General features: G+C 69.3%; 19 protein-coding genes. 7 read left to right on the forward strand and 12 right to left on the reverse strand.

Going from position 1 to position 23,612, the window contains the following annotated elements:
• Positions 1-152: 152 nt before the first annotated feature.
• Entirely contained in the window at positions 153-1,553 is a 1,401-nt protein-coding gene (locus AB0B45_RS45565) for a replication initiator (RefSeq protein WP_358144324.1), read from the reverse strand.
• Positions 1,554-2,237: 684 nt separating this feature from the next.
• Positions 2,238-3,758, reverse strand: a complete 1,521-nt coding sequence (locus AB0B45_RS45570; protein ID WP_358144326.1) for a recombinase family protein — start codon at positions 3,756-3,758, stop codon at positions 2,238-2,240.
• A gap of 19 nt (positions 3,759-3,777) precedes the next feature.
• Between AB0B45_RS45570 and AB0B45_RS45575 the strand changes: the two genes are divergently transcribed.
• Complete coding sequence (locus tag AB0B45_RS45575) at positions 3,778-4,200, forward strand: aldo/keto reductase (protein WP_358144329.1); 423 nt, start codon at positions 3,778-3,780, stop codon at positions 4,198-4,200.
• Between the two features lie 205 nt (positions 4,201-4,405).
• Here the strand turns inward: AB0B45_RS45575 and AB0B45_RS45580 are convergent, their stop codons facing one another.
• The gene (locus AB0B45_RS45580) at positions 4,406-6,916 is read right to left on the reverse strand and encodes a M14 family zinc carboxypeptidase (protein WP_358144331.1); all 2,511 of its coding nucleotides are present in this window, start codon (positions 6,914-6,916) and stop codon (positions 4,406-4,408) included.
• A gap of 125 nt (positions 6,917-7,041) precedes the next feature.
• On the opposite strand from AB0B45_RS45580, the gene polX reads away from it, so the two are divergent.
• A complete protein-coding gene (gene polX, locus AB0B45_RS45585) occupies positions 7,042-8,724 on the forward strand; it encodes a DNA polymerase/3'-5' exonuclease PolX (protein WP_358144333.1) in 1,683 nt (560 codons plus the stop codon).
• Positions 8,725-8,890: 166 nt separating this feature from the next.
• Here polX and AB0B45_RS45590 read toward each other — a convergent pair whose 3' ends face one another.
• Positions 8,891-9,661 carry an SDR family oxidoreductase gene (locus AB0B45_RS45590; RefSeq protein ID WP_358144335.1) on the reverse strand — a complete coding sequence of 257 codons (771 nt, stop codon included), beginning with the start codon at positions 9,659-9,661 and terminating at the stop codon, positions 8,891-8,893.
• Between the two features lie 112 nt (positions 9,662-9,773).
• Between AB0B45_RS45590 and AB0B45_RS45595 the strand changes: the two genes are divergently transcribed.
• Positions 9,774-10,829 carry a sulfite oxidase gene (locus AB0B45_RS45595; protein ID WP_358144337.1) on the forward strand — a complete coding sequence of 352 codons (1,056 nt, stop codon included), beginning with the start codon at positions 9,774-9,776 and terminating at the stop codon, positions 10,827-10,829.
• A gap of 154 nt (positions 10,830-10,983) precedes the next feature.
• The gene (locus tag AB0B45_RS45600) at positions 10,984-12,435 is read left to right on the forward strand and encodes a wax ester/triacylglycerol synthase family O-acyltransferase (protein WP_358144339.1); all 1,452 of its coding nucleotides are present in this window, start codon (positions 10,984-10,986) and stop codon (positions 12,433-12,435) included.
• Between the two features lie 101 nt (positions 12,436-12,536).
• Here the strand turns inward: AB0B45_RS45600 and AB0B45_RS45605 are convergent, their stop codons facing one another.
• A complete protein-coding gene (locus AB0B45_RS45605; RefSeq protein ID WP_358144341.1) occupies positions 12,537-13,130 on the reverse strand; it encodes a TetR/AcrR family transcriptional regulator in 594 nt (197 codons plus the stop codon).
• 117 nt (positions 13,131-13,247) lie between these two features.
• On the opposite strand from AB0B45_RS45605, the gene AB0B45_RS45610 reads away from it, so the two are divergent.
• Together AB0B45_RS45610 and AB0B45_RS45615 are read left to right on the forward strand one after the other, a co-directional pair.
• A complete protein-coding gene (locus AB0B45_RS45610; RefSeq protein ID WP_358144343.1) occupies positions 13,248-13,811 on the forward strand; it encodes a TetR/AcrR family transcriptional regulator in 564 nt (187 codons plus the stop codon).
• Positions 13,808-15,301 carry an MFS transporter gene (locus tag AB0B45_RS45615; protein WP_358144345.1) on the forward strand — a complete coding sequence of 498 codons (1,494 nt, stop codon included), beginning with the start codon at positions 13,808-13,810 and terminating at the stop codon, positions 15,299-15,301. The genes AB0B45_RS45610 and AB0B45_RS45615 overlap by 4 nt, the downstream gene beginning before the upstream one ends.
• Here AB0B45_RS45615 and AB0B45_RS45620 read toward each other — a convergent pair.
• Positions 15,285-16,256, reverse strand: coding sequence for an alpha/beta hydrolase family protein (locus AB0B45_RS45620; RefSeq protein ID WP_358144347.1), 972 nt, complete (start codon positions 16,254-16,256; stop codon positions 15,285-15,287). The two genes, AB0B45_RS45615 and AB0B45_RS45620, sit on opposite strands and share 17 nt — an antisense overlap.
• 35 nt (positions 16,257-16,291) lie before the next feature.
• Here AB0B45_RS45620 and AB0B45_RS45625 point away from each other — a divergent pair, with 35 nt between their 5' ends.
• Positions 16,292-17,218, forward strand: a complete 927-nt coding sequence (locus AB0B45_RS45625; RefSeq protein ID WP_358144349.1) for an aldo/keto reductase — start codon at positions 16,292-16,294, stop codon at positions 17,216-17,218.
• Positions 17,219-17,341: 123 nt separating this feature from the next.
• Here AB0B45_RS45625 and AB0B45_RS45630 read toward each other — a convergent pair whose 3' ends face one another.
• The 6 genes from AB0B45_RS45630 to AB0B45_RS45655 all read right to left on the reverse strand — a co-directional run bounded on the left by AB0B45_RS45630 (position 17,342) and on the right by AB0B45_RS45655 (position 23,601).
• Positions 17,342-18,943, reverse strand: coding sequence for a cation acetate symporter (locus tag AB0B45_RS45630; RefSeq protein ID WP_358144352.1), 1,602 nt, complete (start codon positions 18,941-18,943; stop codon positions 17,342-17,344).
• Positions 18,940-19,269 (reverse strand): DUF485 domain-containing protein, encoded by a 330-nt coding sequence (locus AB0B45_RS45635; RefSeq protein ID WP_358144354.1) that lies wholly within the window; start codon positions 19,267-19,269, stop codon positions 18,940-18,942. Before AB0B45_RS45635 ends, AB0B45_RS45630 begins: the two co-directional genes overlap by 4 nt.
• Positions 19,270-19,446: 177 nt before the next feature.
• Positions 19,447-20,268, reverse strand: a complete 822-nt coding sequence (locus AB0B45_RS45640) for a carbohydrate ABC transporter permease (protein WP_358144356.1) — start codon at positions 20,266-20,268, stop codon at positions 19,447-19,449.
• Positions 20,265-21,155, reverse strand: coding sequence for a sugar ABC transporter permease (locus AB0B45_RS45645; protein ID WP_358144358.1), 891 nt, complete (start codon positions 21,153-21,155; stop codon positions 20,265-20,267). The genes AB0B45_RS45640 and AB0B45_RS45645 overlap by 4 nt, the downstream gene beginning before the upstream one ends.
• Entirely contained in the window at positions 21,152-22,408 is a 1,257-nt protein-coding gene (locus AB0B45_RS45650; RefSeq protein ID WP_358144360.1) for a sugar ABC transporter substrate-binding protein, read from the reverse strand. Before AB0B45_RS45650 ends, AB0B45_RS45645 begins: the two co-directional genes overlap by 4 nt.
• Positions 22,409-22,437: 29 nt before the next feature.
• The gene (locus AB0B45_RS45655) at positions 22,438-23,601 is read right to left on the reverse strand and encodes a PLP-dependent aspartate aminotransferase family protein (RefSeq protein WP_358144362.1); all 1,164 of its coding nucleotides are present in this window, start codon (positions 23,599-23,601) and stop codon (positions 22,438-22,440) included.
• Positions 23,602-23,612: the final 11 nt, after the last annotated feature.

A 23,612-nucleotide genomic window follows, 5' to 3' on the forward strand; every position in this document is an offset into this window, starting at 1 on the left:
AGCTACCTCGCCGGCCTCCATCTGCGCGCCTCAATGATCTGGGTCAAGCACCTCACCCGGACCACCACTTGATCACGACTCGATACGCGCCCTAGCGCTAGCACCCATCTTGGGCTCAGTCGTGCGGTCATGTGCTGCCCGTGCGGGGCCGATCAGGCCACGTGCTTGTCTCGATCGCGTGCGGTGCGACGCGCTGTGGCGATGCGTTGGCGGGCGAGTTCGGCCCAGAAGGGCTCTCCGTTGCGGAGGCCGCTCCCGGCATAGCGCCACTCGGCGACCGTGAGGGTCTTGTCTGGGTCGGGGTCGGGGAGGCCGAGGAGGATGCGGGCTTGCTCGGCGCGATAGTCCGCTCGTACCTGCCGGAGGTCTCCGAGGGTGATCGAGTAGTGGCGTGACTTGGTGGAGAAGTGGCCCCGATAGCCGAGCATGTGGGACCACTGCCGAAGCAGCAGCTCTCGGTACGGAGGAAGGTCGGCCAGGCTGAAACACGTGTAGATCATGCGACGGGCATGCTCGGACACCTTCAGCCGCGCGATCTCCCACGGCTGCCGGATCGGGCGGTCGACGGTTCCGGCCGACTCGGCACCCTTGGTGGCGTACTTGGCCACGTACGCTGCCACCCGCTGATCGCTCACGCCGTCCAGGTCGGGCGAGACGTACACCGGTCGGACGTCGAGCTGATCACCCCAGCGAACGGTCAGCGACGGTCCGTCCGTCACTCGGACGGCACTCTGTTGAGCGGCCTGGCGTAACGCCCGGTCGAGCAGCTCGACCGAGACCCCGTCCGGTGGACGGTCGGTTGGTCCGTCCGGTCCGTCGAGCCGGATCACCGCGTGGAAGTGGACCAGGCCGCGTGCTTGGTATTCGGCGACCTTGGCGTACGACAGCCGGACCGTCCGGCGCAGTGCGGCGCGGGTGACGCCGAGCAGGCGAGCCAGGACGGACGGCATGGTCTTGGTGAACTCTCGCCACAGCGCGCCCGCGTGCGCGTTCCACAGCACGGCCCCGATGTAGTCGTAGCAGTCCACACACAGCGGTTGTCCGACCTGTGGATCATCGCGGTCATGCTTCCGCCCGCACCCCTCGGGCCGTCCGTGTGGGCAGACGGGATGGTCACGGCGGGGACGGCATGGCCGCGTCTTGCCTGCTTGCTCGCGGTGGGCGTGGACCGCGCCGAAGGACGGGGCGGTGAAGGTGGCGAACACGCGCGGATGCCCGCTGACCTCCTCGGGGACGCCCTTGCCGCCGCGCAGTCCGGAGATGATCAGGTGGTAGGTGTCGTCCTTGTAGACCGCCGAGCAGGCTGGACACCGGGACGCACGTCGGTTGCCGCACGCCGTGAGCAGGAACCCGGTCGGCTCGTCCGCGGTGCGATACACGTCCAGGACCTCGCCCGTCCGGCTGTCCAGGGTGAGCCTTTCGCCGTGTAGCCGGACGGGCTGAGCGCATCCGCCGGTGGCGTACACCATGCGTTGCCAGCGGGCGAAGTCCGGCATGGCCGCGCGCTCCATCGCGGCCACCATGTCGGCGGAGAAGGTAGGGGACACGGTCACGCGGCCTCCTTGCCTGATGTGTCGTCGGGCAGGGAGGCGGGGGCGACGCAGACGCCGAGGACCGTGGCGATGCGCTGCCATTTCTCCTCCGACCAGCGAGGAGATCGAGCGGCTTGTTGCCTGCCCCACTCCTGGGCAGACAGGGGGGTTTCAGGGTTCAGGTGGCCTCCTTCCCTCGTGGGTGGAGCCACCGCCGCACCTGACGTCCACGACGGAGCGCACGCCGTCAGGGCAGCCTGAAGACAGCTGTTGGCGGGTGGAGCGCAGCAGCGAGAAAGATCAGTGATGGAGTGCGGCGAGAGTGTGAATGGCGCGCTCTGTGTGGACACCTACCGCCGGGCCGGGGCCCTCCGACGGATCATCGGTGGTCGAGAAGTGATGGTGTGCCCGGGCTCGTGTATGCGCCTGAGGTGATTCGCCGAGATACTCGCTGTGTCGTGCCGTGGGTGGGTCGGTAGCTTCTTGCGTAGATCGGTTGTACCACTACGAGGACGTGTTCACTCGGACCGAAGTTCCCGCCTCAGCGGACGCAAGGACGTCCCTCGGCGTCCGGCTGCATACGGCTGCGTCCCGTGGCGTCCGGCTGCCTACGGCTGCATAGGTGTGAAAGCAAGGAGGCTGTCACCCTGAGGTAAGGATGACAGCCTCGCAGGCGAGCGGAAGACGTCTTGGACGTCCTACCGATCAGCCCTCTTTCCAGATGGGATCAAGCCGATCTGGATCGAAGACCTTGTTGCCCTTGCCAGCCGGGTAAACGATCACTGCGTGAAGCGCCTCACGGATGTAAGCGCGCTTCCGCGAAACGGGGAGTCCGCCTTCCGCTTCGGGCAGGTACCAACGCCGCCGGATCTCGGCTACGTCTGTGTTGGCGCGCACCTGCCGGATCTCAGCGGAAGCGGTGATGCTGGCCTCTTCCGCTCGAAGCCGTGCTTTCTCCTTCTCCAAGCCCGGGATGAGGTTGAAGAACAGCTCGTTGCCGATGTTCTTGGCGTTCCACTGACGAGTCAGCTCGTCTATCCGCTCCTGCACATCCTTCAGATCCGCCTCACCGCTCCATTGGGTCTGCTGGGCTGCAGCGCTGAACGACCTCTCTTCCAGCTTCGCCAGCACGGCTTCCGATATGTACTCATCGACCTTGTCGCCGCGTCGAGACACCCCGCCGCAACCACCCTCCGACTTGCTCGGGCAGCAGTACGTGTGATGTCCCGCGTTCTTCTGGCGGTTGGACCGGAGCGGGGTGTTGCAGAGCCTTCCGTCCGGAAGCGTGGCACCGCAGCGCAGGATGCCCGCCAGCAGATAGGTGGGGTCTCGGTAGTCCGCCGCGTGCGGTTTCACGATCTTCATGTCTCGTCCGACGAAGTACCCCTTGCGGCTGTCGAACACGGCCCGGATCGCGGTCCACTCGTCGATGGTGATGATCGGCGTCCACTGACCTCGGATCGGCTCGCCGTCCGGGTCGCGCACGAGTTCACCGCCGATCTCGCGTAGCCCGCAGATGCGGGGGTTGCAGAGCGCCACCTTCAGGGAGTTCACGGACCACTGGTTGCCGAGCGAGGTCTTGACGCCCTTCTCCTGCCATTCCCGCACGATGGAGTGAACGGAACGGCCGCCGAGGAAGTCCCTGGCCGCCTGGCTCAGCAGAGCGGCTTCCTTCTCCTCCAGGGCGAGGCGATCCGGCTTCCAGCCGAAGGGGCGAGGCCCGCCCGCTGGTGTTCCCTTCTCGGCGCGGGACCGGTGCGAGCGCCGCATCCTGCGCTGCATCTTGCGGACCTCCATCTTGGAGATGACCGCGCCGAAGAGGCCCATGCTCTCCACGTCCTCGCTGTACAGGTCCTGGCGGCCCTGAGCGTCGGCGAACACCCTCCCGTCCTGGTAGGTGATCGCTTCGACGAAGCGCTCGTAGTCGCCGGGGCGGCGGGCGAGCCGGTCCGCCGCGACGATGACCACGCCCTGAACGAGCGTGCCGTTCAGCAGTTTGCCCGCCCGCAGCGCGCGTAGCATCGCCTCGAAGTCGTCCCGGACGATGTCCGCTTTCGCTGCCGACCGGTCGTTGTCGGTGAACTCGTACACGACAGTCCAGCCGTACTTGGCGGCCGTCCGCCGGTTGACCTTGTGCTGATCCTGCACTCCGTGCTCGTCGCGCCGGACGTCGGCCGAGATACGGGCGTAGGAGACGACAGGAATGGGGGATGCTGTCGGCGTCATGGTCAACATCTAGCATGAAGTGCACGACTACAACCTCCTCTACAGAGAGGAGGAGCGGGAGATGCTGCCGCTCTGCGCCGACCAGGGCGTCGGGGTGATCCCGTGGAGCCCGCTGGCGCGCGGCACGCTGGCCCGCGCGGGCTCGGCCTCCTCCGACACCGCGCGCAGCGGCTCGGACGGCAGGATCGACTACCTGTACGACCCGGACAACGACCGGCTCGTCCTGGAGCGGGTGGCCGAGGTGGCCCGCGACCGTGAGCTGCCTGCCGCGCAGGTGGCGCTGGCGTGGCTGCTGCGGCAGCCGGGGGTGACTGCCCCGATCGTCGGCGCGACCAAGGACCGGCACGTGGACGACGCGGTGGCGGCGGTGTCCGTGGACCTCAGCGAGAAGGAGCTCGCCTTCCTCGCCGAGCCGTACCGCCCGCGCGAGGTGCGTTTCTGACCGTCGGGTGTACGGCACGCCGGGCAGGGGCCACCCTGGTCCGCCGGTGACCGCCCGTCCATCACGCGTGCTCCAGCGGGACTGCGGCGGGCCGCCGTCACGTCGCACGCGCCGGACGGATGCGGGAGCCGGGCCGTCAGGGGGGTACGGCCCGGCTCGCGCGGTGGCGGCGGCGTGGGCGAGGGGGGACGCCCACGCAGCCCGTCTACGGGGTCAGGACCTTCGCCGAGGAGGCGGTCCAGAACAGCGCCCTGGCCACCTGCGGGAACAGTCCCTTGGGGTGGTTGCGGAACATCGGCTCGGTGCCGAAGAGCACCACGGCCGCGCCGCGCTCGTCCCTGCCGCTGACCACGGCCGCCTGGCCCCTGGCGGCCTCGGGACCGCCGGTGCCGTCGGGGTTGGCCCGCCAGTGGCCCGAGACCAGCGGCCCTTCGGTGGCGTAGGACTGCTCCACCTTCACCTCGGGACCGAGCGCGGTGAACCAGCGCGGCGAGTACACGAACGAGTGCGCTGGCGAGGCCGTGCCGACGGGGCCGGTGGTGGACGACACCCTGACCACGCCGTTGGCGTCGCCGCGGCCCGCCACCGCGGTGGCGGTCAGCAGCCCGGCCGCGGCGTTGAAGCTCGCGCCGGTGCCGCCGCGGGTGACGACGCCGCCCTTGGCCATGAACGCCTCGATCGCCGTCTTGGCCGTGGGGTTGAGCGCCCCGAACGACAGCCCGCTGGAGACGAACAGGACGTCGGTGCCGCTCCAGTCGAAGCCCGCGTTCAGCACGGCGGTCGAGACGGGGGTGACGGCGAAGCCCAGCTCGCGCAGCGTGAACAGCTCGTCGGCGGAGACAGCCGCGGCGATCCGCACGCCGGCCAGCGGGGTGCCCGAGGTCTGCCCGGCCCTGGTGAACGGCACGCCGTACCGGTCGGCGACGGTGCCGGCGGCCGCGCGCGCCGAGGCGGGCACGATGGCGGCGCCGTCGGCGGCCAGTGTGACGGCCACGCCCTGGCCGAGCAGGTCGTTGAGCGCCCGCACCGCCTTGGCGTCGTCCAGTTTGAGCGCGAGAGGCCCGCCGCCGTGCGGGACCGAGCCGGTGGGCGAGGCGGCCTTGACCGGCACGGCCGCCACGTGGAATCGGCGGTCGGTGACCGGATCGGCCGTCGCGCCCCACAGCAGGCCGTGGCTCCATCCGGAGATGTCGTACATCGCGTCGACCCGCTGGCTGATGTCGGCCCCGGGCTCCAGCATGACGTTGGCCATGCCGCGCTTGGGCTGGCGCATGTCGACCACGTAGGTGCCCGCGGGGTAGGTCCTGCCGCCGGCGCGGAACGGCAGGACCGCCTTGCCGACCTTCACGTCGTTGGCGATGAGGTGGTCGACCAGGCGGGCGGCCGAGGGGCCCGCGGCCGGGATGGCGTAGGCGCGAGGGTAGGTGGTGTTGTAGACGTCCTCGGGGCCGAAGCCCGGCACGATGCCGAGCGGCACCTGCTTGGACGGCTCGCCCGCCGCTCCGCGCCTGAACATCTCGGCCTGGTCGCCGACCAGCCTCTCCCTGTTGTTCTGGACGAAGGTGTAGGTGGCCCTGATCGCGGCCGAGGCGATGTCGACGTTGATGCGGCTGCGGCGTTGCAGCTCGGCCACGGGCTGCGTGGTGTAGTCGCTGCCGTTGACCCGCATCGGGAACTCGATGGTGTGCGAGGCGACCGCGCCGTGGAAGGGGGCGTACTGCGGGGTGAAGATCGGCGGCCAGTCGTCCCAGCCCTCGGCGGAGTCGCGGAAGGGGATCTGCGGCGGGAACGTGCCGTCCTTCTCGGGGGTGTAGCCCAGCGCGAGGATGGCCTTCTCGATGCCGAGCGCGTTCGCGTAGGCGTTCCTGATGAACAGGTCGTACTCGTAGTTGGCGCCGTGCGGCGGGGTGGTCGGCTCGACCAGGGTGCCGTTGACGTAGCCGTGCAGGTCGATCATGACCACCGGCTGGTTGTCGATCATGATCTGGCGCATCGCCCGCGTCTCAGGTTGGGAGGCGGTGACGAAGTCGCGGTTGAGGTCGAAGCCGTTGCCGTTGGGCCGCTGGCCGAGCACGCGGCCGTCGGGGTTGGCGGTGATGTTGAAGTACAGGCGGGTGTGCGCGAGCAGGTCCTTGATCTGGGGCGAGGTGCTGGTGGCCAGCTCCTCGATGACGCGCAGGTTGGCGTCGGTCCCCTCCCACTCGTTGCCGTGGATGTTGCCGTTGACGAAGACCGGCGCCTTGTAGTGCCTGGCCTGGACGGCACGACCGCTCTCGATCTGCTGACGCAGCTGCTCCTGCCTGCGCGTCTCCGCGGCGCTCTCCGGGGCGGTGACCGTCACCAGGTACATGTCGCGTCCGCCCGCCGAACGGCCTACGACCTCGGCGCTGACCCTGTCGCCGACGGCCTGGAGCTGGTTGAGCTTGGCGGCGATGGCGTGGTGCGGGATGAGACCGAGCTTGATGGAGGCGTCCGCGGGGTTCTCCGGCGGGATGGGGAGCGTGGTCGTGCGCGGGTAGCCGCGGCCGTGGTCGGAATGCCACGACAGCTCGGCCTCGCGCAGGGTCTTGGCCGTGGACTCCGCCAGTCCGGCGGCCTCCTCGTTGCGGTCGGCGCCGTTGCCGAAGTCCCTGACGGGAGGCACGGGGTCGGCGGTGGCCGTACCGGGGGGAAGGAGCAGAACGGACAGCAGAGGGATCAGAACACGTAAGCGCACGGAGTTCCTCCAGAAGGTTCAGTTCCGTTAGTACTGATCGCACCTGACCTGACACAAGGGGCGACATTCAATTCAGGCCGATCCGTGATCTGGAAGTGTCAGAGCGTTCCCCTACGCTGGGCCCCATGGCACGGGCTAACGACGAGGCGGCAGCCGCCCTTCAGGAATATTCGGAGCTGTTCGCGCTCACCGGCGGCGACGCCTTCAGGGTGCGCAGCTACCAGAAGGCGGCCAAGGCGATCGCCGGGTTCCCCGAGGACATCTCGCAGGTCGACGTGCGCAAGGTGCCCGGGGTGGGCGAGGCGATCGCGCTGAAGATGGAGGAGTTCCTGCAGCGCGGTAGCTTCAGACAGCTCGACGCGCTGCGCGGCAGGGTGCCCGACGGCGTGCGGCGGCTGACCAGGGTGCCGACGCTCGGGCCGAAGACGGCGATCATGCTGTTCGAGGAGTTCGGCATCGACTCGCCCGCCGCGCTCGCCGAGGCGATCGGCGCGGGACGGCTCGACGGCGTCAAGGGGCTGGGCCCCAAGACGCTCGCCAACCTGGTGAAGGGCGTCGAGCAGCTGGAGCAGGCGGGCAGGCGGGTCCACATCGGGGTGGCGATGTCGCTGGCCGAGACCGTCATGGCGTCCCTGAGCGCCGAGCGGCTCGCGTACGCGGGGTCGCTGCGGCGGATGAAGGACACGATCGGCGACATCGACATCCTGGCCGTGGCGCCTGAATCGATCATGGAGGAGTTCAGGGCGCAGCCGTACGTCGCCGAGGTGATCGCGGCCGGGGAGAAGAAGACCTCGGTGCGCACGACCAGCGGCATCCAGATCGACCTGCGCAGGGTGCCCGCCGAGGCGTGGGGGGCCGCGCAGATCTACTTCACCGGCTCCAAGGAGCACAACGTCACCATCCGCGAGATGGCGGTGAAGAAGGGCTGGAAGCTGTCGGAGTACGGCCTGTTCGAGGGCGAGCGGCTGATCGCCTCGCAGACCGAGGAGGAGATCTACGCCGCGCTCGGCATGCAGTGGGTGCCGCCGACCATGCGCGAGGACGGCGGCGAGGTGCGCGCGGCGCTGCGCGGCGAGCTGCCCGTTCTGGTCACCCTCGACGATCTCAAGGGTGACCTGCACACCCACACCAACCTCACCGACGGCATCGCCTCCCTGGAGGAGATGGTCGCGGCGGGCCACGCGCTCGGCTACGCCTACTACGCGGTCACCGACCACGCGCCCGACCTGGCCATGCAGCGGATGACGCTCGACAAGGCCATCGAGCAGCGCGGCGCCCTGCGGGAGCTGCAGCGCGACTACCCCGGCATGCGGCTGCTGCACGGCACCGAGCTCAACATCGCCCCGGACGGCTCGGTCGACTGGCCGGGCGAGGTGCTGAGGGAGTTCGACGTGTGCGTGGCCTCGGTTCACTCCCACTTCACCCAGAGCCGCGATGAGATGACCAGGCGCTTCATCGCCGCCTGCGAGAACCCCTACGTCGACATCATCGGCCACCCCACCACCCGCAAGATCGGCAAGCGGCAGCCCGTCGACGCCGACTGGGAGGCGGTCTTCCGCGTCGCGGCCCGCACCGGCACGGCGATGGAGATCGACTCCTTCCCCGACCGCTCCGATCTGCCCTCCGACCTGGTACGGCTGGCCAAGCACCACGGGGTGAAGTTCTCCGTCGACAGCGACTCCCACGCCATCCCCCACCTGCGCAACCAGCGCTTCGGTGTCGGCATCGCACAGCGGGCGTGGCTGACGCCGGACGACGTGATCAACACCTGGCCGATCGACAGACTGCTGGCGTTCCTCGGCCGCTAGGCTCCTCCCTTCGCCGCGATCGGCGAGGTGGTGGCGGGTCGCGGGGGGCGGAGGCTCGGCGCGCCCGCCCGGCGACCACCACGTGCCGTTGGAGGCGCATCGCGAGCCGCGGTGGAGCGCGGGGTTCAGCCAGGCGGGTGCGGTGTGGCGGGGATCTTGGTGGCGATCAGGTGACGGGCGGGTGCGCCTCGGGGTCGACGGCGAGGATCGACCGGCCGCCGTCGACGGGCACGGTGGCGCCGGTGATGAAGGCCGCCTCCTCCGACAGCAGATGCGCCACGGCCGCCGCCACCTCGTCGGGCCTGCCCACCCTGCCGACCGGATGCACCTGGGCCATCTGCGCCTCGACCCGCGCCGCCTCGTCCTGGTCGAGATCGGCGAGCAGGCGCTCGTATCGTTCGGTGGTGATCGAGCCGAGGGCGACGGCGTTGACCCTGATGCCGCGCGTGCCGTACTCGACGGCCAGGGCTCTGGTCAGCCCCTCCACCGCCGCCTTGGCCGTGACGTACGGCAGGCAGCCGGGCACCGCTCGCTGCGCCTGGTGCGAGGAGACGTTGACGATCGCGCCCCTGGTGCCGCTCGACAGGAAGCGTCTGATCGCCACCGCGCAGCCCACGACGACGGGGTCGAGGTTGGCGGCGATGAGCCGCAGCACCTCTCTCGTGCCGGTGTCGTGGAGGGAGGCGTCCCTGAAGACGGCCGCGTTGTTCACCCACCCGGTGAGCGTGCCGGCCTTCTCCGCGAGGTCGGCGGCGCGCTCGACGACCGCCTCGTCGCCCGCGTCACCGGTCACGGCGTGCACGCCGGCCGCCTCGGCCCACGCCAGGGCCTCGGGGTCCATCTCCATGGCGACCACCTCGGCGCCGTCCTGGCGCAGGCGGCGCACGATCGCCCGCCCGACGCCCCTGCCGCCTCCTGTCACGACATATGCCTTCATGCGAGCACTCCTTCCCCGTGATCACCCTCATTCCCGCACTCGAACCCGCGCGACACGAAGGTGCCTTCACCGCCAGGATTAGAGAGTTAATCGGTAGGGAATTAGGAGATTCATGAGGCTAGCCACCGACACCATCGTCAAACCCCTGCCGGCCCACCTGTTCACCCTCCATGAGGGCAGCGCGGAGATGCGCTGGGAGGCGATGGCGGGCCAGGGCTACCACACCCCCACCGACCGCTTCTTCGTCCGCAACCACACCTCCACCCCTCGCATCGACCGCGCCGCCTGGCGGCTGCGCCTGCACGGCAGGGGACTGCGCCGCCACCTCGAGATCGGCTACGACCAGCTGCGCGCCATGCCGTACCGGATCAGGGACGTCGCGCTGGAGTGCGCGGGCAACGGCCGCCGCTTCTACGGCACGCAGCAGCGCGAGGCGACCCCCGGCATGCAGTGGGGCCTCGGCGCGGTCGGCGTCGCGCGGTGGAAGGGAGTGCCGCTCGGGCACCTGCTGGAACTGGCGGGCCTGCGAGCCGACGCGGTGGACGTGCTGGCCACGGGCCTCGACGAGCCGTTCGTGCACGAGGGCGAGAACCTCGGCCGCGTTCGCCGCCCGCTCCCCGTGGAAAAGGCGCTGGACGACGTGCTGGTCGCCTATGAGATGAACGGCGCGCCCCTTCCCTCCGACCACGGTTTCCCCGCCCGTCTCATCGTCCCCGGCTGGGCCGGAATCGCCTCCGTCAAATGGCTGGGCGATCTCGAAGTATCGACCCGCGAGTCGTTCACGCCATGGAACACTCTCTTTTACCCCGGTGTGACCACCATGACGGTGAAAAGCGCGTTCGAGCTGCCCTGGCCCGCCATCGTGAAAGCCGGTGTGCGGCAGACGCTGTACGGCAGGTCGTGGTCGGGCACGGGCCGGATCCACCACGTCGAGGTGAGCGCCGACAACGGCCTGACCTGGCATCTCGCCGAGAAGCGCGGCCACCTGCGCGACGCCTGGCTGCCGTGGTGGATCGCGTGGACACCGCGCGAGGAGGGGCCGCACGTCCTGCTCGCCAGGGCCGTCGACGACACCGGCGCGAGCCAGCCCATGCGCAGGGCGCGCCATCCCTTCGGGTACCACTTCGACGCCGTCGTGAGGCACCCTATTTTGGTTACCAGCGGATAGGGAATTGTCACTTCGGCGACCTGAGCTGGGAGGTCATAAAGCTCTCCACAATCACTGGTTCGCGCCCCCGAATTCATCTGAAAGACTCTCGCAGAAACGTTCCCGAAATCCTGGCGAGTCACGATGAGCGCATCCTGAAGAAGGAGGAGGCCTGATGACGCAGCTGACCGCGCTCGACGCGCAGTTCCTGAGTGCCGAGTCCGCGACGACCGCCGCGCACGTGGCGGGGGTGGCGATTCTCGACCCGAGCTGCGCTCCATCGGGTGCGATCACGCGCGCGGGTCTCGCGGCCCTGCTGCTGGAGCGGCGGCACCTGTCACCGGCGCTGAGCCTTCGGGTGGCGGGCGTGCCGTTCGGGCTGGACCGTCCCTACTGGGCGCCCGACCCCGAGTTCTCGATCGACAACCACCTGTTCGAGGTGGAGCTGCCCGCGCCGGGAGGCGAGGCGGAGCTGGCCGAGACCGTCGCCGCGCTCCACGCCCGCCATCTCGACCGTGATCATCCGCTGTGGGAGATGCATCTGATCACCGGGCTGGCCGATGGCAGGGTAGCCGTCTACACCAAGGTCCACCACGCGGCCATCGACGGGGTGTCGGGCGCGGAGACGCTGGCCACGCTGCTCGACCTGTCCCCCGAGCCGCGCTCGGTCGAGCCGCCGTCGTGTCCGCCGCCGCAGGCGCCGCACGTGTTCGACATGCTGGCGGGCGCCGCCGTACGAGCGGCTTCGCATCCGGCGCAGGCGGTCCTCTCGCTGGCCAGGGCCGCGGGCGACCTCGACGCGATCCCGATCGTCTCCGCATTGCCTGGTTCGCGGCTGATCGCCAAGGCCGCCCGGTTCGTCACCCGCGACGCCAGGCCGCGCCCCGACCTGCCGTCGCTGTCCGCGCCGCGCACGCCGCTGAACGGTCCCATCAGCGCCGAGCGGCGCTTCGCCTACGGTTCGGTGCCGCTGAAGGACGTCAAGCACGTCGCCAAGAGCTTCGGCCTGAGCGTCAACGACGTCGTGATGGCCGTGTGCTCCTCGGCGTTGCGCGCGTGGCTGGACGAGCATGACGCGCTGCCCGACCAGCCGCTGATCGCCGCCGTCCCGGTGGCCGTGCGTACGGCGAGCGCGCGCGACTGCGCGGGCAACCAGATCTCCGCCATGATCACGCCGATGCCGACCCACGTCGCCGGCGCGCGCGAGCGCCTGATCGCGACGGGCGAGACCATGCGCACGGCCAAGCGCAGGTTCGCGATGTCGCCGGCGAGCTGGGTGAACGAGCTGTGCGCGATGCTGCCCGCGCCGATCTCGGCGTTGACGCCCGCGGTGTTCAAGCTCGCCTCCATGGCCTTCCCGCCGATCAACCTGATCATCAGCAACGTGCCTGGGCCGCAGTTCCCGCTGTACCTGTGCGGCGGGCGGGTGCTGTCGTACTACCCGGTGTCGGTGCTGACGGACGTGAGCGGCGGGCTCAACATCACCTGCTTCTCCTACGACGGGGCGCTCGACTTCGGCATCGTCTCCTGTCCCACCCGCGTGGACGACGAGTGGCGGCTGATGCACCACCTGCACGCCGCGATGGACGAGCTCACCGCCCTCACCCGCGACCTCGCCCCCGTCTGACCCTCTGGAGGGACGTCTGACCCTCTGGAGGGACGTCTGACCCTCTGGAGGGACGTCTGACCCTCTGGAGGGACGGGCGCGCCGCGCGCCCCCATGGGGCGTCAGACGAGGGAGTGGGCGATGAGGTCGGCGACGGCGTCAGGGTCGATCTGGTGGCCGGTCAACTGGCAGAGGTTCTCCTGATACAGCAGCACCGCAGCGAACGTCGCCGCCGCCACCTCCAGCCTGGCCTTGTCCCCTCTGGCCCCGGGAAGCGCCAACTCCAGTGCGAACCGCGCCCGCCCGATCAGCTCCCCGTTCAACCTGCCGAGCCGCTCGCGCACCGACCCGTGGGTGTCGGCCTCCCTGAACAGGATGCGCCGCATCGCCGGTGAGGCCCGCAGCGGTAGCCGCCGCGCGAGCCTGGACAGCGTGCCCGCGGGATCGCCGGGGACCGCGTCGACCTCCTTCGCCTCCTCCACCAGCGTCCGCTCGTCCACCAGCGCCACCAGGACGTCGATCTTGCGCGGGAAGTAGTGGAACAGCAGGCCCTTCGGCACCTGCGCCAGTTTGGCGATCAACGAGGTCGGCGTGGCCGCGTAGCCTCCCCCGGCGAACAGCTCCTCCGCCGCGTCCAGGATCCGCGTCCGCGAGTCGCTTGCCTCGACGACCTGCTGGGAGTGTGCCGCGCCAGGCGGCAAGGAGGTCTCGTGCACAGCCCGAACGATAGCCAAGGCCCTTCCGCCTGGTACCTGCCGTCAAGGGGAGATCACCGTACATGAAATGATCATGTACCATTTGAGACATTAATGTCGCAAAAGAGACGGAGACGCATGATGGCGGTGACGGCGGACCAGATCGTCACGGCGGCGATCCACCACCTCAACGAGCATCCCACCGCCTCCATGGCCGAACTGGCCGAGGCGGCAGGGGTCAGCAGAGCGACCCTGCACCGCCACTTCTCCAGCCGCGACGACCTCCTCGCCGCTCTGGGAAGGCGCGCGCTGGAGCGCTGGCAGCAGGCGCAGGACGCCGTCGGCCTCACCGCCGCCGCCCAGGAGAGCGACGGGGACCGGTTGAGGGACACGCTGCGCGAGCTGCTCACCGCTCTGGTCGAGGTGGCCGACGAGCACGGCTTCGCGCTGACCGACCACGCCATGGGCGTCAACCCCGATCTGCTGCACCGCTCCGACGAGCTGGAAGAGCGGGAGATCGCGCTGTTCGCCGCCGCCCAGCGGGCCGGGGTGCTGCGCGCCGACCTTCCGGTCCGCTGGATCAGCAACACCTGGTACGGCCTGCTCGTCGCCGTGCGCGAGAGCCTGCGCAGGGGCGACGTGGCCAGGAGAGACGTGGCGGGGCTGCTCGTCGACACCTTCTTCGAAGGAACGGGTTCATGACCACCGAACGGCGCTGGGCGGCGCTGGCCGTACTGTCGGCGAGCCTGTTGCTCGTCGTCATGGACATGACGATCCTCAACGTGGCGCTGCCCGCCATCTCCGAAGACCTGCGCCCGGGCGCGATCGAGCTGCTGTGGATGGTGGACGCCTACTCCCTGGCCGTGTCCGGGCTGCTGGTCACGGTCAGCGCTCTGGGTGACCGGTGGGGCCGCAAGAGGATGCTGATCAGCGGGTTCGCGCTGTTCGGCGTGGCGTCGGTCGCGGTGGTGTGGGTCGAGGGCTCCGCCGCCCTGATCGCGGTCAGGGCGCTGCTCGGCGTCGGCGGCGCGATGATCATGCCGTCGACGCTGTCCATGATCCGCAACCTGTTCACCGACCCGAAGGAGCGGGCCACCGCGCTGGGCATCTGGTCGGCGATGGCCGCACTGGGTGGCGCGCTCGGCCCGATCCTCGGCGGGCTGCTGCTGGAGGTGTTCAGCTGGCAGGCCGCGTTCCTGGTCAACGTGCCCGTGATGGCCCTGGCGATCGTGGCGGGGCTGATCCTGCTGCCCGAGTCGCGCAATCCGAACCCGGGTCGCTGGGACGCGCTCGGCACGCTCCTGTCCATCGCCGGAATGGTCGCTCTCGTCTACGGCATCAAGCACTTCGGCGCGTTCGACGGGTGGATCGCCCTCACGGTCGCCGCCGTGGCGCTGGCGTGGTTCGTGCGACGCTGCCTGACCAGGAAGGATCCGCTACTGGAGATCAGGCTGTTCCGCAGTTCGTCCTTCGGCGCGGGCACGGTGGCCGCGCTGACCACCTCGATCGCGATGGCGGCGATGATGTTGCTGCTGGCGCAGTGGATGCAACTCGTCATGGGCTACTCGCCGCTGGAGACCGGCGTGCGGATGCTGCCGACCGCGGTCGGCGCGTTCGTGCTGTCGCCGCTGGCGCCCGCGCTGGCGGCCAGGGTCGGCGCCAGGACCGTGCTGGCGGGCGGCCTGCTGGTGGCGGGGGCAGGGTTCCTCGTGCTGTTCGTCGCGCCGAGCCCGCTGGGCTACGGCCCTGTCGCGCTGTCGCTGCTGCTGGTGGGCGCGGGCATGGGGTCGCTGGCGATCGCCTCAGCGGTGATCATGGCAGGCGCGCCGCCCGAGAAGGCCGGCAGCGCGGCCGCGATCGAGGAGACCAGCTACGAGCTGGGCGGCGCGCTGGGTGTCGCCGTGCTCGGGAGCGTCGCCGCGGCCGTCTACCGGGCCCATCTCACCGTGCCCGACGGCTTCCCCTCGCAGGCCGTACAGGAGTCACTGGGCGGCGCGCTGCGCGTCGCCCGTGAAGCGGGGGCCGCGGGAGCGGCGCTGGCGCGGCAGGCGCAGGCGGCCTTCACCGACTCGCTCGCGGTGACGGGGGCGGCGGGAGCTGCGCTGATGCTGCTGGCGGGGCTCGCGGTGTGGTGGCTCACGCCGCGCGCGCTCGACCTGACCGAGCATCGGGAGCTCACCGAGCACCGATAGCGCGCATGAGCATGGGGTAGGCGCGGTGCAGCTCCCGCTGCCAGTGGGCGTGATCGTGCCTGCCCCGGTAGAAGTGCGTCTGCACGGCGATGCCGAGCTCCTCGAGCCTGGCGGCGAACGCTCTGCCCGCCTTGCCCGCCAGGTGCTCGGCCGGATCCTCCCAGAACTCGGCCGTGCCCGAGGCCACGTACAGGCGCACGCCCTTGAGCTTCTCGGCCTGGTCGTAGGGGTTGTGCGCGCGCCAGATGTCGCGCTGGGCTTCGGGGTCGCCCCAGATCCGCTTCCAGTCGGTGCCGAAGCAGCCGACCGTGGTCCCCGCCATGACCGCCTGCGGCACGCCCTGCTCCAGGATGTCGACGGCGCCGCTGAAGGAGGCCGCCGCCTGGAAGCGGCCCTCGGCGGCGTAGAGCATGGCGCCCTGCCCGCCCATCGAGTAGCCGGCGATGGCGCGCTGCCTGCCCGCGCGGTAGCGGGACTCCAGCAGCGGCAGCAGCTCCTTCAGGTGGTAGGTGGCCCAGCGGGGGGCGCCGCCCTCGCCGCCGTTCCACCAGTCGGAGTAGCTGCCGCACTTGCCGCCGTCGGGCATGACCACGATGACGCCGGTGTCCCTGGTCAGCCGGTCGACGTCGGTCCTGGCGGTCCACGAGGTGTAGCTGTCGAGTCCGCCGTGCAACAGCCACAGCACGGGCCAGGTGCGGTCGGCGTCGCGGGACCAGCCCTTGGGCAGCAGCAGCCTGACCCTGGTGGTGGCCTCCAGCGCGGGCGACTCGATCGTCAGCTCCATGCGGCGCTCGTCGAGCCGCTGCTCGGTGACCTTGCCGATCGCACCGGGGGTCTCCCGTACGGCGGGCGCCGGCCGGCCGCCGGGATCCGGGCTCCTGCTGACGAGGACGGCGACCGCGACGGCGACGCCCAGGACGAGCAGGCCGCCCAGCACCATGACCCGGCCCGACATCCGGCCTCCTTATGAGACCCGCGCATAATAGCCGGATGCGAACGATCAGCACCACGGCCCTGTCCGTGTTCTCTCTTTGCCTGGGCACCAACACCTTCGGCTGGACCGCCGACCGCGAGGCCTCCTTCGCGATCCTCGACGCTTACGTGGAGGCGGGCGGGAACTTCATCGACACCGCCGACGTGTACCCGAGCTGGGCGACGGGCGAGCCCACCTCGGAGATCATCATCGGGGAGTGGATGGCCGAGCGCGGCAACCGCGACTCGATCGTCCTGGCCACCAAGGTCGGCATGCTGGCCGGTTTCCAGGGCCTGTCGCCCGCCACGATCCGCGGCGCGGTGGAGAACTCGCTTCGCCGCCTGCGCACCGACCGTATCGACCTGTACTGGGCGCACGTCGACGACCGCGACACCCCTCTCGCCGACACGCTCGCGGCCTTCGACGCGCTGGTGCGCGAGGGCAAGGTCCGCTACCTGGGGGCCTCCAACCACGAGGCGCCGCGGCTGGCCGAGGCGCTGCGCGTCGCCGACGAGGAGGGCCTGGCCCGCTACGTGGCGCTGCAGCAGCACTACAACCTCGTGGAGCGCGGCTACGAGGGCGACCTGCGCGACGTCGTGGCCCGCGAGGGGCTGTCGAGCACGCCGTGGGCGGGGCTGGCGCGCGGCTTCCTGACCGGCAAGTACGCGCCCGGCGTGGTCGTCGACAGCCCGCGCGCCGGCAAGGCGTCGGAGTACCTGACGACCGAGCGAGGGCCGCGCGTCCTCAAGGCTCTGGCCACGGTGGCCTCCGGCAGGGGCGTCGAGCAGGCGACGGTGGCGCTGGCCTGGTTGATGGCGCAGCCGACCGTGGCCGCCCCGCTGGCCGGCGTGCGGGAGGCCGCTCAGCTCAAGCCGCTACTGGACGCGGTCGGCCTGCGGCTGAACGCCGAGGAGCTCGCCCTGCTCGACGAGGCCTCCCGCTGAATCCCCTCCCCTCAGCCGGCGTCTCCTGCCGCTGACTCCGGCGACGACGTCGGCGGGCTCGGCTTTCCCTGGGCAGAGGAAGGGCCCGGCTCCAGGGAGCCGGGCCCTTCGATCACGAGAGGGTCAGTGCTGGACTGCCTTCTCGGCGCCGACACCGGTGAGGGAGCGGACCTCGATCTCGGCGTACTTGCCTGCGTTGTACTCCTTGCTCAGCACGGTGCCGAGCCAGCCGAAGAAGAAGCCGAGCGGGATCGAGATGATGCCCGGGTTCGACAGCGGGAACCAGGCGAAGTTCGCGTCCTTGAACAGCGCGGTGGCCGAGCCCGACACCACCGGAGAGAAGATCACCAGGATGAGGGCGGACACCAGGCCGCCGTAGATGGCCGAGACGGCGCCGACCGTGTTGAACCTCCTCCAGAACAGGCTGTAGAGGATCGCGGGCAGGTTGCCCGAGGCGGCCACCGCGAAGGCGAGGGCGACCAGGAAGGCGACGTTCTGCCCCTGGGCCAGGATGCCGAGCCCGATGGCGATCGCGCCGATGACGAACGCCGACACCCTGGCGACCACGACCTCCTCGCGCTCGGTGGCGTTGCCGCGCTTGAACACGTGGGCGTACAGGTCGTGGGCGAAGCTGGAGGAGGAGGCGAGGGTCAGGCCCGCGACCACCGCCAGGATGGTGGCGAAGGCGACGGCGCCGATGAGCGCGAGCAGGATCGTGCCGCCGACGGGGCCGAAGATGTCCTGGCCGATCTTCTCGGCGAGCATCGGGGCGGCGGTGTTGCCCGCCTTGTCACCCGCCGCGATGGCCTTGCTGCCGACCAGGGCCGCGGCGCCGAAGCCGAGGACGAGGGTCAGCAGGTAGAAGGTGCCGATGATGCCGATGCCCCACAGGACGGACTTGCGGGCGTCCTTGGCGGTCGGGACGGTGTAGAAGCGGATGAGGATGTGCGGCAGGCCCGCGGTGCCGAGGACCAGCGCGAGGCCGAGGCTGATCAGGTCGATCTTGCCGGTCAGGCCCTGGGCGTCGGTGGCGTACTTGCCGCCCCCGTTCAGGAAGGCGTCGCCCTTGCCGCTCTGCGCGGCGGCGTCGCCGAGCAGCGCCGACAGGTTGAAGCCGAACTTGCCGAGCACGAGCAGCGTGACCAGGGCCGCGCCGCTCATCAGCAGGACGGCCTTGACGATCTGGACCCAGGTGGTGCCCTTCATGCCGCCGACGACCACATAGATGATCATGAGGATGCCGACACCGATGATCGTCCAGACCTTGCCCTCCGCAGAGTGGATGTCGAGCAGCAGGCCGACCAGCGCGCCCGCGCCCACCATCTGGGCCAACAGGTAGAAGATGCTCACCACGATCGTGGAGACGCCGGCCGCGGTGCGCACGGGGCGGGGGCTCATCCTGAAGGCCAGGACGTCGGCCATCGTGAACTTACCCGAGTTGCGCATGAGCTCGGCCACCAGCAGCAGCGCGACCAGCCACGCCACGAGGAAGCCGATCGAGTACAGGAATCCGTCGTAGCCGGACAGCGCGATGATGCCCGCGATGCCCAGGAACGAGGCGGCCGACATGTAGTCGCCGCCGATGGCCAGGCCGTTCTGGAATCCGCTGAAGGAGCGGCCGCCGGCGTAGTAGTCGGCGGCCGTCTTCGTCTGGCGGCTGGCCCAGAAGGTGATGCCGAGGGTGACCAGGACGAAGGCCAGGAACAGGATCGCGGACAGGTTCACTGGATCTTCTCCTCGACCTCGTGGCGCAGCTTGTCGGCGATGGGGTCGAGCTTCTTCTCGGCGTGCCTGGCGTAGGCCCACGCGATCCAGAAGGTGGAGACGAACTGCAGCAGACCGAAGACCAGCGCGACGTTGATGTTGCCAAAGAGCTTGATGCCCATGAAGTCACGCGCCCAGGCGGACAGCACCACGTACAGCAGGTACCACGCCAGGAACGCCACGGTCATGGGGAAGGTCCACGCCCTGAAGCGCCGCTTCAGCTCCTGGAACTCACTGCTGGCCTGTACCTGTTCGTAGACAGATGTGTCATGTTCTCTGGTAGTCACGGCTCAACGCCCTCCGGGGTGTGATGCGGATCACGCACAAGGTAGGAGGGCAAGGTACCGTCCGTGGAGGGGGGCAGTCCGTTCGTTCGGCGAGCCGCCCCGGCGTGGCGACCAGCTGATGAGGACTTGCGATGAAAGGTCTGATTTGCGGGTTGAACGGTCGAACACGTGTCCCTGTCAGCCCTTCACCGCACCCGCGGTGAGCCCTTCGACGATATAACGGCGGATCGCGGCGAAGAGCACCAACGTCGGGATCACCGACACCACGGTGGCCGCCGCCATGGACCCCCAGTCGATGTCGTACTGGGTGATGAAGGAGTTCATGGCGACCGGGACGGTCTTGGCGTCCTCGCTGTCGATGAACGTGATCGCCAGGAACAACTCGTTCCACACCTGGACGAAGGCGAAGATGAAGGTGGCCGCGATGCCGGGCAGCATGACCGGGATGATCACCCGGACCATCGCCTGCAGCCTGGACGCGCCGTCCACCTGTGCCGCCTCCTCCAGCGCCGCGGGCACCCGCTCGTGGAACCCGCGCATGATGATCGTGCAGAACGGCACCAGCATGGCGATGTACACGACCATGAGCCCGGGCAGCCGGTTGAGCAGCTCCATGTCGGACATCAGGAGATACAGCGGGCCCAGGGCGATGAACAGCGGGATCATCTGCGTGACGAGGAAGGCCAGCATGAGCGCTCCCCTGCCGGGGAAGTCGAAGCGGGCCAGCACGTAACCGCCGAGCACCCCGATCACGGTGACCACCGCCGCCGACACCAGAGCGACGACCATGCTGTTGAGCAGGTAGCGACCGAAGTCGGCGAAGGAGAACAGCTCGGCGTAGTGCTCGAAGGTGAGCTCCTCGGGCCAGTAGCGCAGCGGCATGGAGAAGATCTCGCTCTTGGGCTTGAGCGAGGTGATGACGACCCAGTACAGCGGGAAGATCGTGATCAGGAGCCAGACTCCCAGCACGACCACCTTGGCCGTTCGCCGCACGATCATCGGGACCTCTCGAAGCGGGTGGCGTTGAGGTAGAAGACGCTGAAGGCCAGCAGGAGGCCGAGGACGAGGAAGCCGACCGCGCCGGCCCTGCCGTAGTCGCCGCCCATCACCTGCTGGATCAGGAAGGTCGTCACGATGTCCGTCGAGCCCGCGGGACCGCCCCCGGTCATCGAGTAGATGAGGTCGGGGAAGTTCAGGATCCAGATCACCCGCAGCAGCACGATCAGCGCCAGCGTCGGGCGGATGTGCGGCAGCGTCACGTGCCAGAACTGCCGCAGCCTGGAAGCGCCGTCCACGGCGGCCGCCTCGTACAGCTCGCGCGGCACCGACTGCAGCGCCGCCATGATCATGATCGCGAAGAACGTCACGCCGTACCAGACGTTGGCCACGATCACCGACGTCATGGCCCAGCCGGGCGAGGACAGGAACCCGATGCGGGTGTCGATGATCCCGGTGCGCAGCAGCAGATCGTTGATCACGCCGAACTGACCGTTGAACATCCACCGCCACAGCAGCCCGATCAGGAACCCCGACATCGCCCAGGGGAAGAACACCCACGCCTGGTAGAGCCCCCTGCCGCGGAAGTGGCGGCGCAGCAGCAGGGCGAGGCCGAACCCGAGGAAGAACTGGAAGAACAGCGAGACGACGACCCAGGTGCCGGTGTTGCGCAGCGCCGTCCAGAACCTGTCCTCCGCCAGCACCGCCCTGAAGTTGTCCAGCCCCACGAACGGCGTGGAGGTCAGGTCGAACAGGTTGTAGCGCTGGAAGGCGATGACGCTGCCGCGCACCATCGGGTAGTAGGTGAAGAGCGCGACGAAGACGACTCCGGGCAGAAGGCAGAGCGCGATGAGCCCCGCCTTCCGCGTGGTGAAGGCGGGACGGCTCACGAAGCCTGACCTGCCCAGAACGCGTCCCAGCCCTTCAGCACCTCGGCCGCGCTCTTCTTTCCGGTCAGCAGCGCCTGCACGTCACGGTCGGAGTCGACCAGGAACTGGCTCCAGCCGGGCGAGTCGACGGGCCTGATCGTGATGACCTGCTTGGGGTCCTGCTGCGCCTCCAGGTAGGCCTTCCACGCGCCCTGCGAGAACTGCGGGTCCTTCTGCGCGGAGGCCGAGATCGGGATCAGCGAGTTGCCCTTGGCGAAGGCGATGCTCTGCTTGGACTCCGACAGGAACTGCACCAGCTTGACCGCCTCGGCCTCGTGGGCGCTGAAGGAGGTGACGCCCCATCCGGCGTAGCCGACGGGCTGGAAGGCGTAGCCGGTGGGACCCTTGGGGATCGGCGCGGTCGACCAGGCCTTGACCCCGCTCTCCTCCACCGTCTTGATCACCTCGGGGTCCTGGATCAGCATCCCGGTGACGCCCGAGGTGAAGCCCTGCACCATCTCCGGGTAGCCCCAGGAGACCGAGTCGGGCGGCGACGCCTCCTTGAAGATCTTCACGAAGAGGTCCATGGCCTGGGCCGCCTCGGGCGTGGAGAAGATGGTCTTCTTGTCCTTGAGGTAGAAGGACTTCTCAGGGTCCAGCGCCTCGCCGTTGTAGGCGCTGATCATCTGGACAGCGTAGTCGGCGCCGCCCTTGCCGCCCCTGAAGGAGTAGCCGTACCGCTCGGCGGTGGTCATCTTCTTGCCCTCCTGGTACAGCTCCTCCCAGGTGGTGGGCGGCTTGGCCATGCCCCAGTCGGTCCTGTAAAACAGCGCCCGCTGGTAGAAGCCGTAGGGGATGAGGTATGGCTTGCCGCCCACCTCCACGGCCTTCTTCTTGGCCAGTTCGGTCAGGTCGTTCCAGCCCGCCCACTGCGTGGTGGGCAGTTCGGCCAGCCAGCCGTTGTTGGAGAAGGACTTGACCGTGTGGTCGCGCACTTCCAGCACGTCCAAGTCCTTCTTCGTCTGCAGGATCTGGGTGATCTTCTGGTCCGCACTGTCCAAGGGCGGCGAGATGAGCTCCACCTCCACACCTGGGTTGGCCTTCTCGAACTCGGCGAGCAGGCCCTTGATCAGCTTGGTCCTTTCGGGGCTGGTCAGACTCTCGATCATGCGGAGACTGACCGTGCCGCCGCCATCGGACGACGAGCCCGAGCCGCAGGCTGCGATCGTCAGGGTGGTGGCGGCCAGGGCCGCGAGGAGGGGAGTTGTTCTCATGGGTGCCTCCTGGGTGACAGCGCTGTCACTCAAGCTAGGGGCATAACCCCCTCCAGCGCTAGAGCCAGATCCTCGACGAGTGCGTCGGCGGGTTCGAGGCCCACCGAGAGGCGCACGAGCCCGACAGGGATGCCCATGGTGGCGCGCACCGACTCCTCGATGGTCAGCGCGGGCGCCGCGACCAGGCTCTCGAACCCGCCCCACGACACCGCGATCCTGAAGACCCCGAGCCGGTCCAGGAAGCCCGCCACGACCTGCCGGTCATCGCTGTCGAGCTCGATGCCGAAGACGCTGGAGAAGCCGGCCATCTGCCGCGACGCCAGCTCGTGGTCGGGATGGGAGGGCAGCCCAGGATGGTGGACGGCCCGCACCGCCTCGTGCTTGTCGAGGAAGGAGGCCACGGCCAGTCCGCGCTCCTGGTGGGCGGCCATCCGCACGGGGAGTGTGCGCAACCCCTTGATCACCTTGGCGGCGTCGTGCGGCGACATCGCCGCGCCGTACAGCTGGTACTCCGTCAGCGCGATCGGCCTGATCAGCTCGGTGGAGCCGGCCACCACCCCGCCGACCAGGTCGCTGTGCCCTCCCACGTACTTCGACAGCGAGTGGATCACCAGATCGACGCCCATGGTGAGCGGCTTCTGGAACAGCGGCGTCGACCAGGTGTTGTCCATGACGGAGACGAGCCCGTGGCCCGAGGCCCACGCCGCCACCTCCGCGATGTCCACCAGCCGGTAGCTCATATAGGACGGCGACTCGAAGTAGAGTACTCGCGTGTTCGATCTGATAGCGCTGTCAAGACCAGCGAGGTCGCCGACGTGTGTGTGCGTGACACCGAACTTCTCCAGGTAGCGCAGGAACTGCGTGGTCGGCCCGTAGATGGCGCCGAGCACCAGCACGTGGTCGCCTGCCGACACCAGCGACGAGATGGTCGCCGAGATCGCGCCCATCCCCGAGCCGAAGCACTTGGCCCGGTCGGCTCGTTCCAGCGCGGCCAGCTTGCGCTGCGCCACGTCGACGGTGGGGTTGGTGCCGCGCCAGTAGACGTAGCGCTCGTCCTCGTCCTTGATCGCCTCAGCGAGGTCGCCTGCCGTCTCGAAGGTGAACAGGGAGTTCTCGAAGATCGGCGGATTGACCGCGCCCAGCGCCCACGGTTCGTCCTCGCCCAGCCTGCCGCAGATCCAGTCATCGTTCATGGGGGGACACT

Origin of the sequence: Nonomuraea sp. NPDC049152, from assembly GCF_040648355.1 — a bacterium.
Lineage (GTDB): Bacteria > Actinomycetota > Actinomycetes > Streptosporangiales > Streptosporangiaceae > Nonomuraea.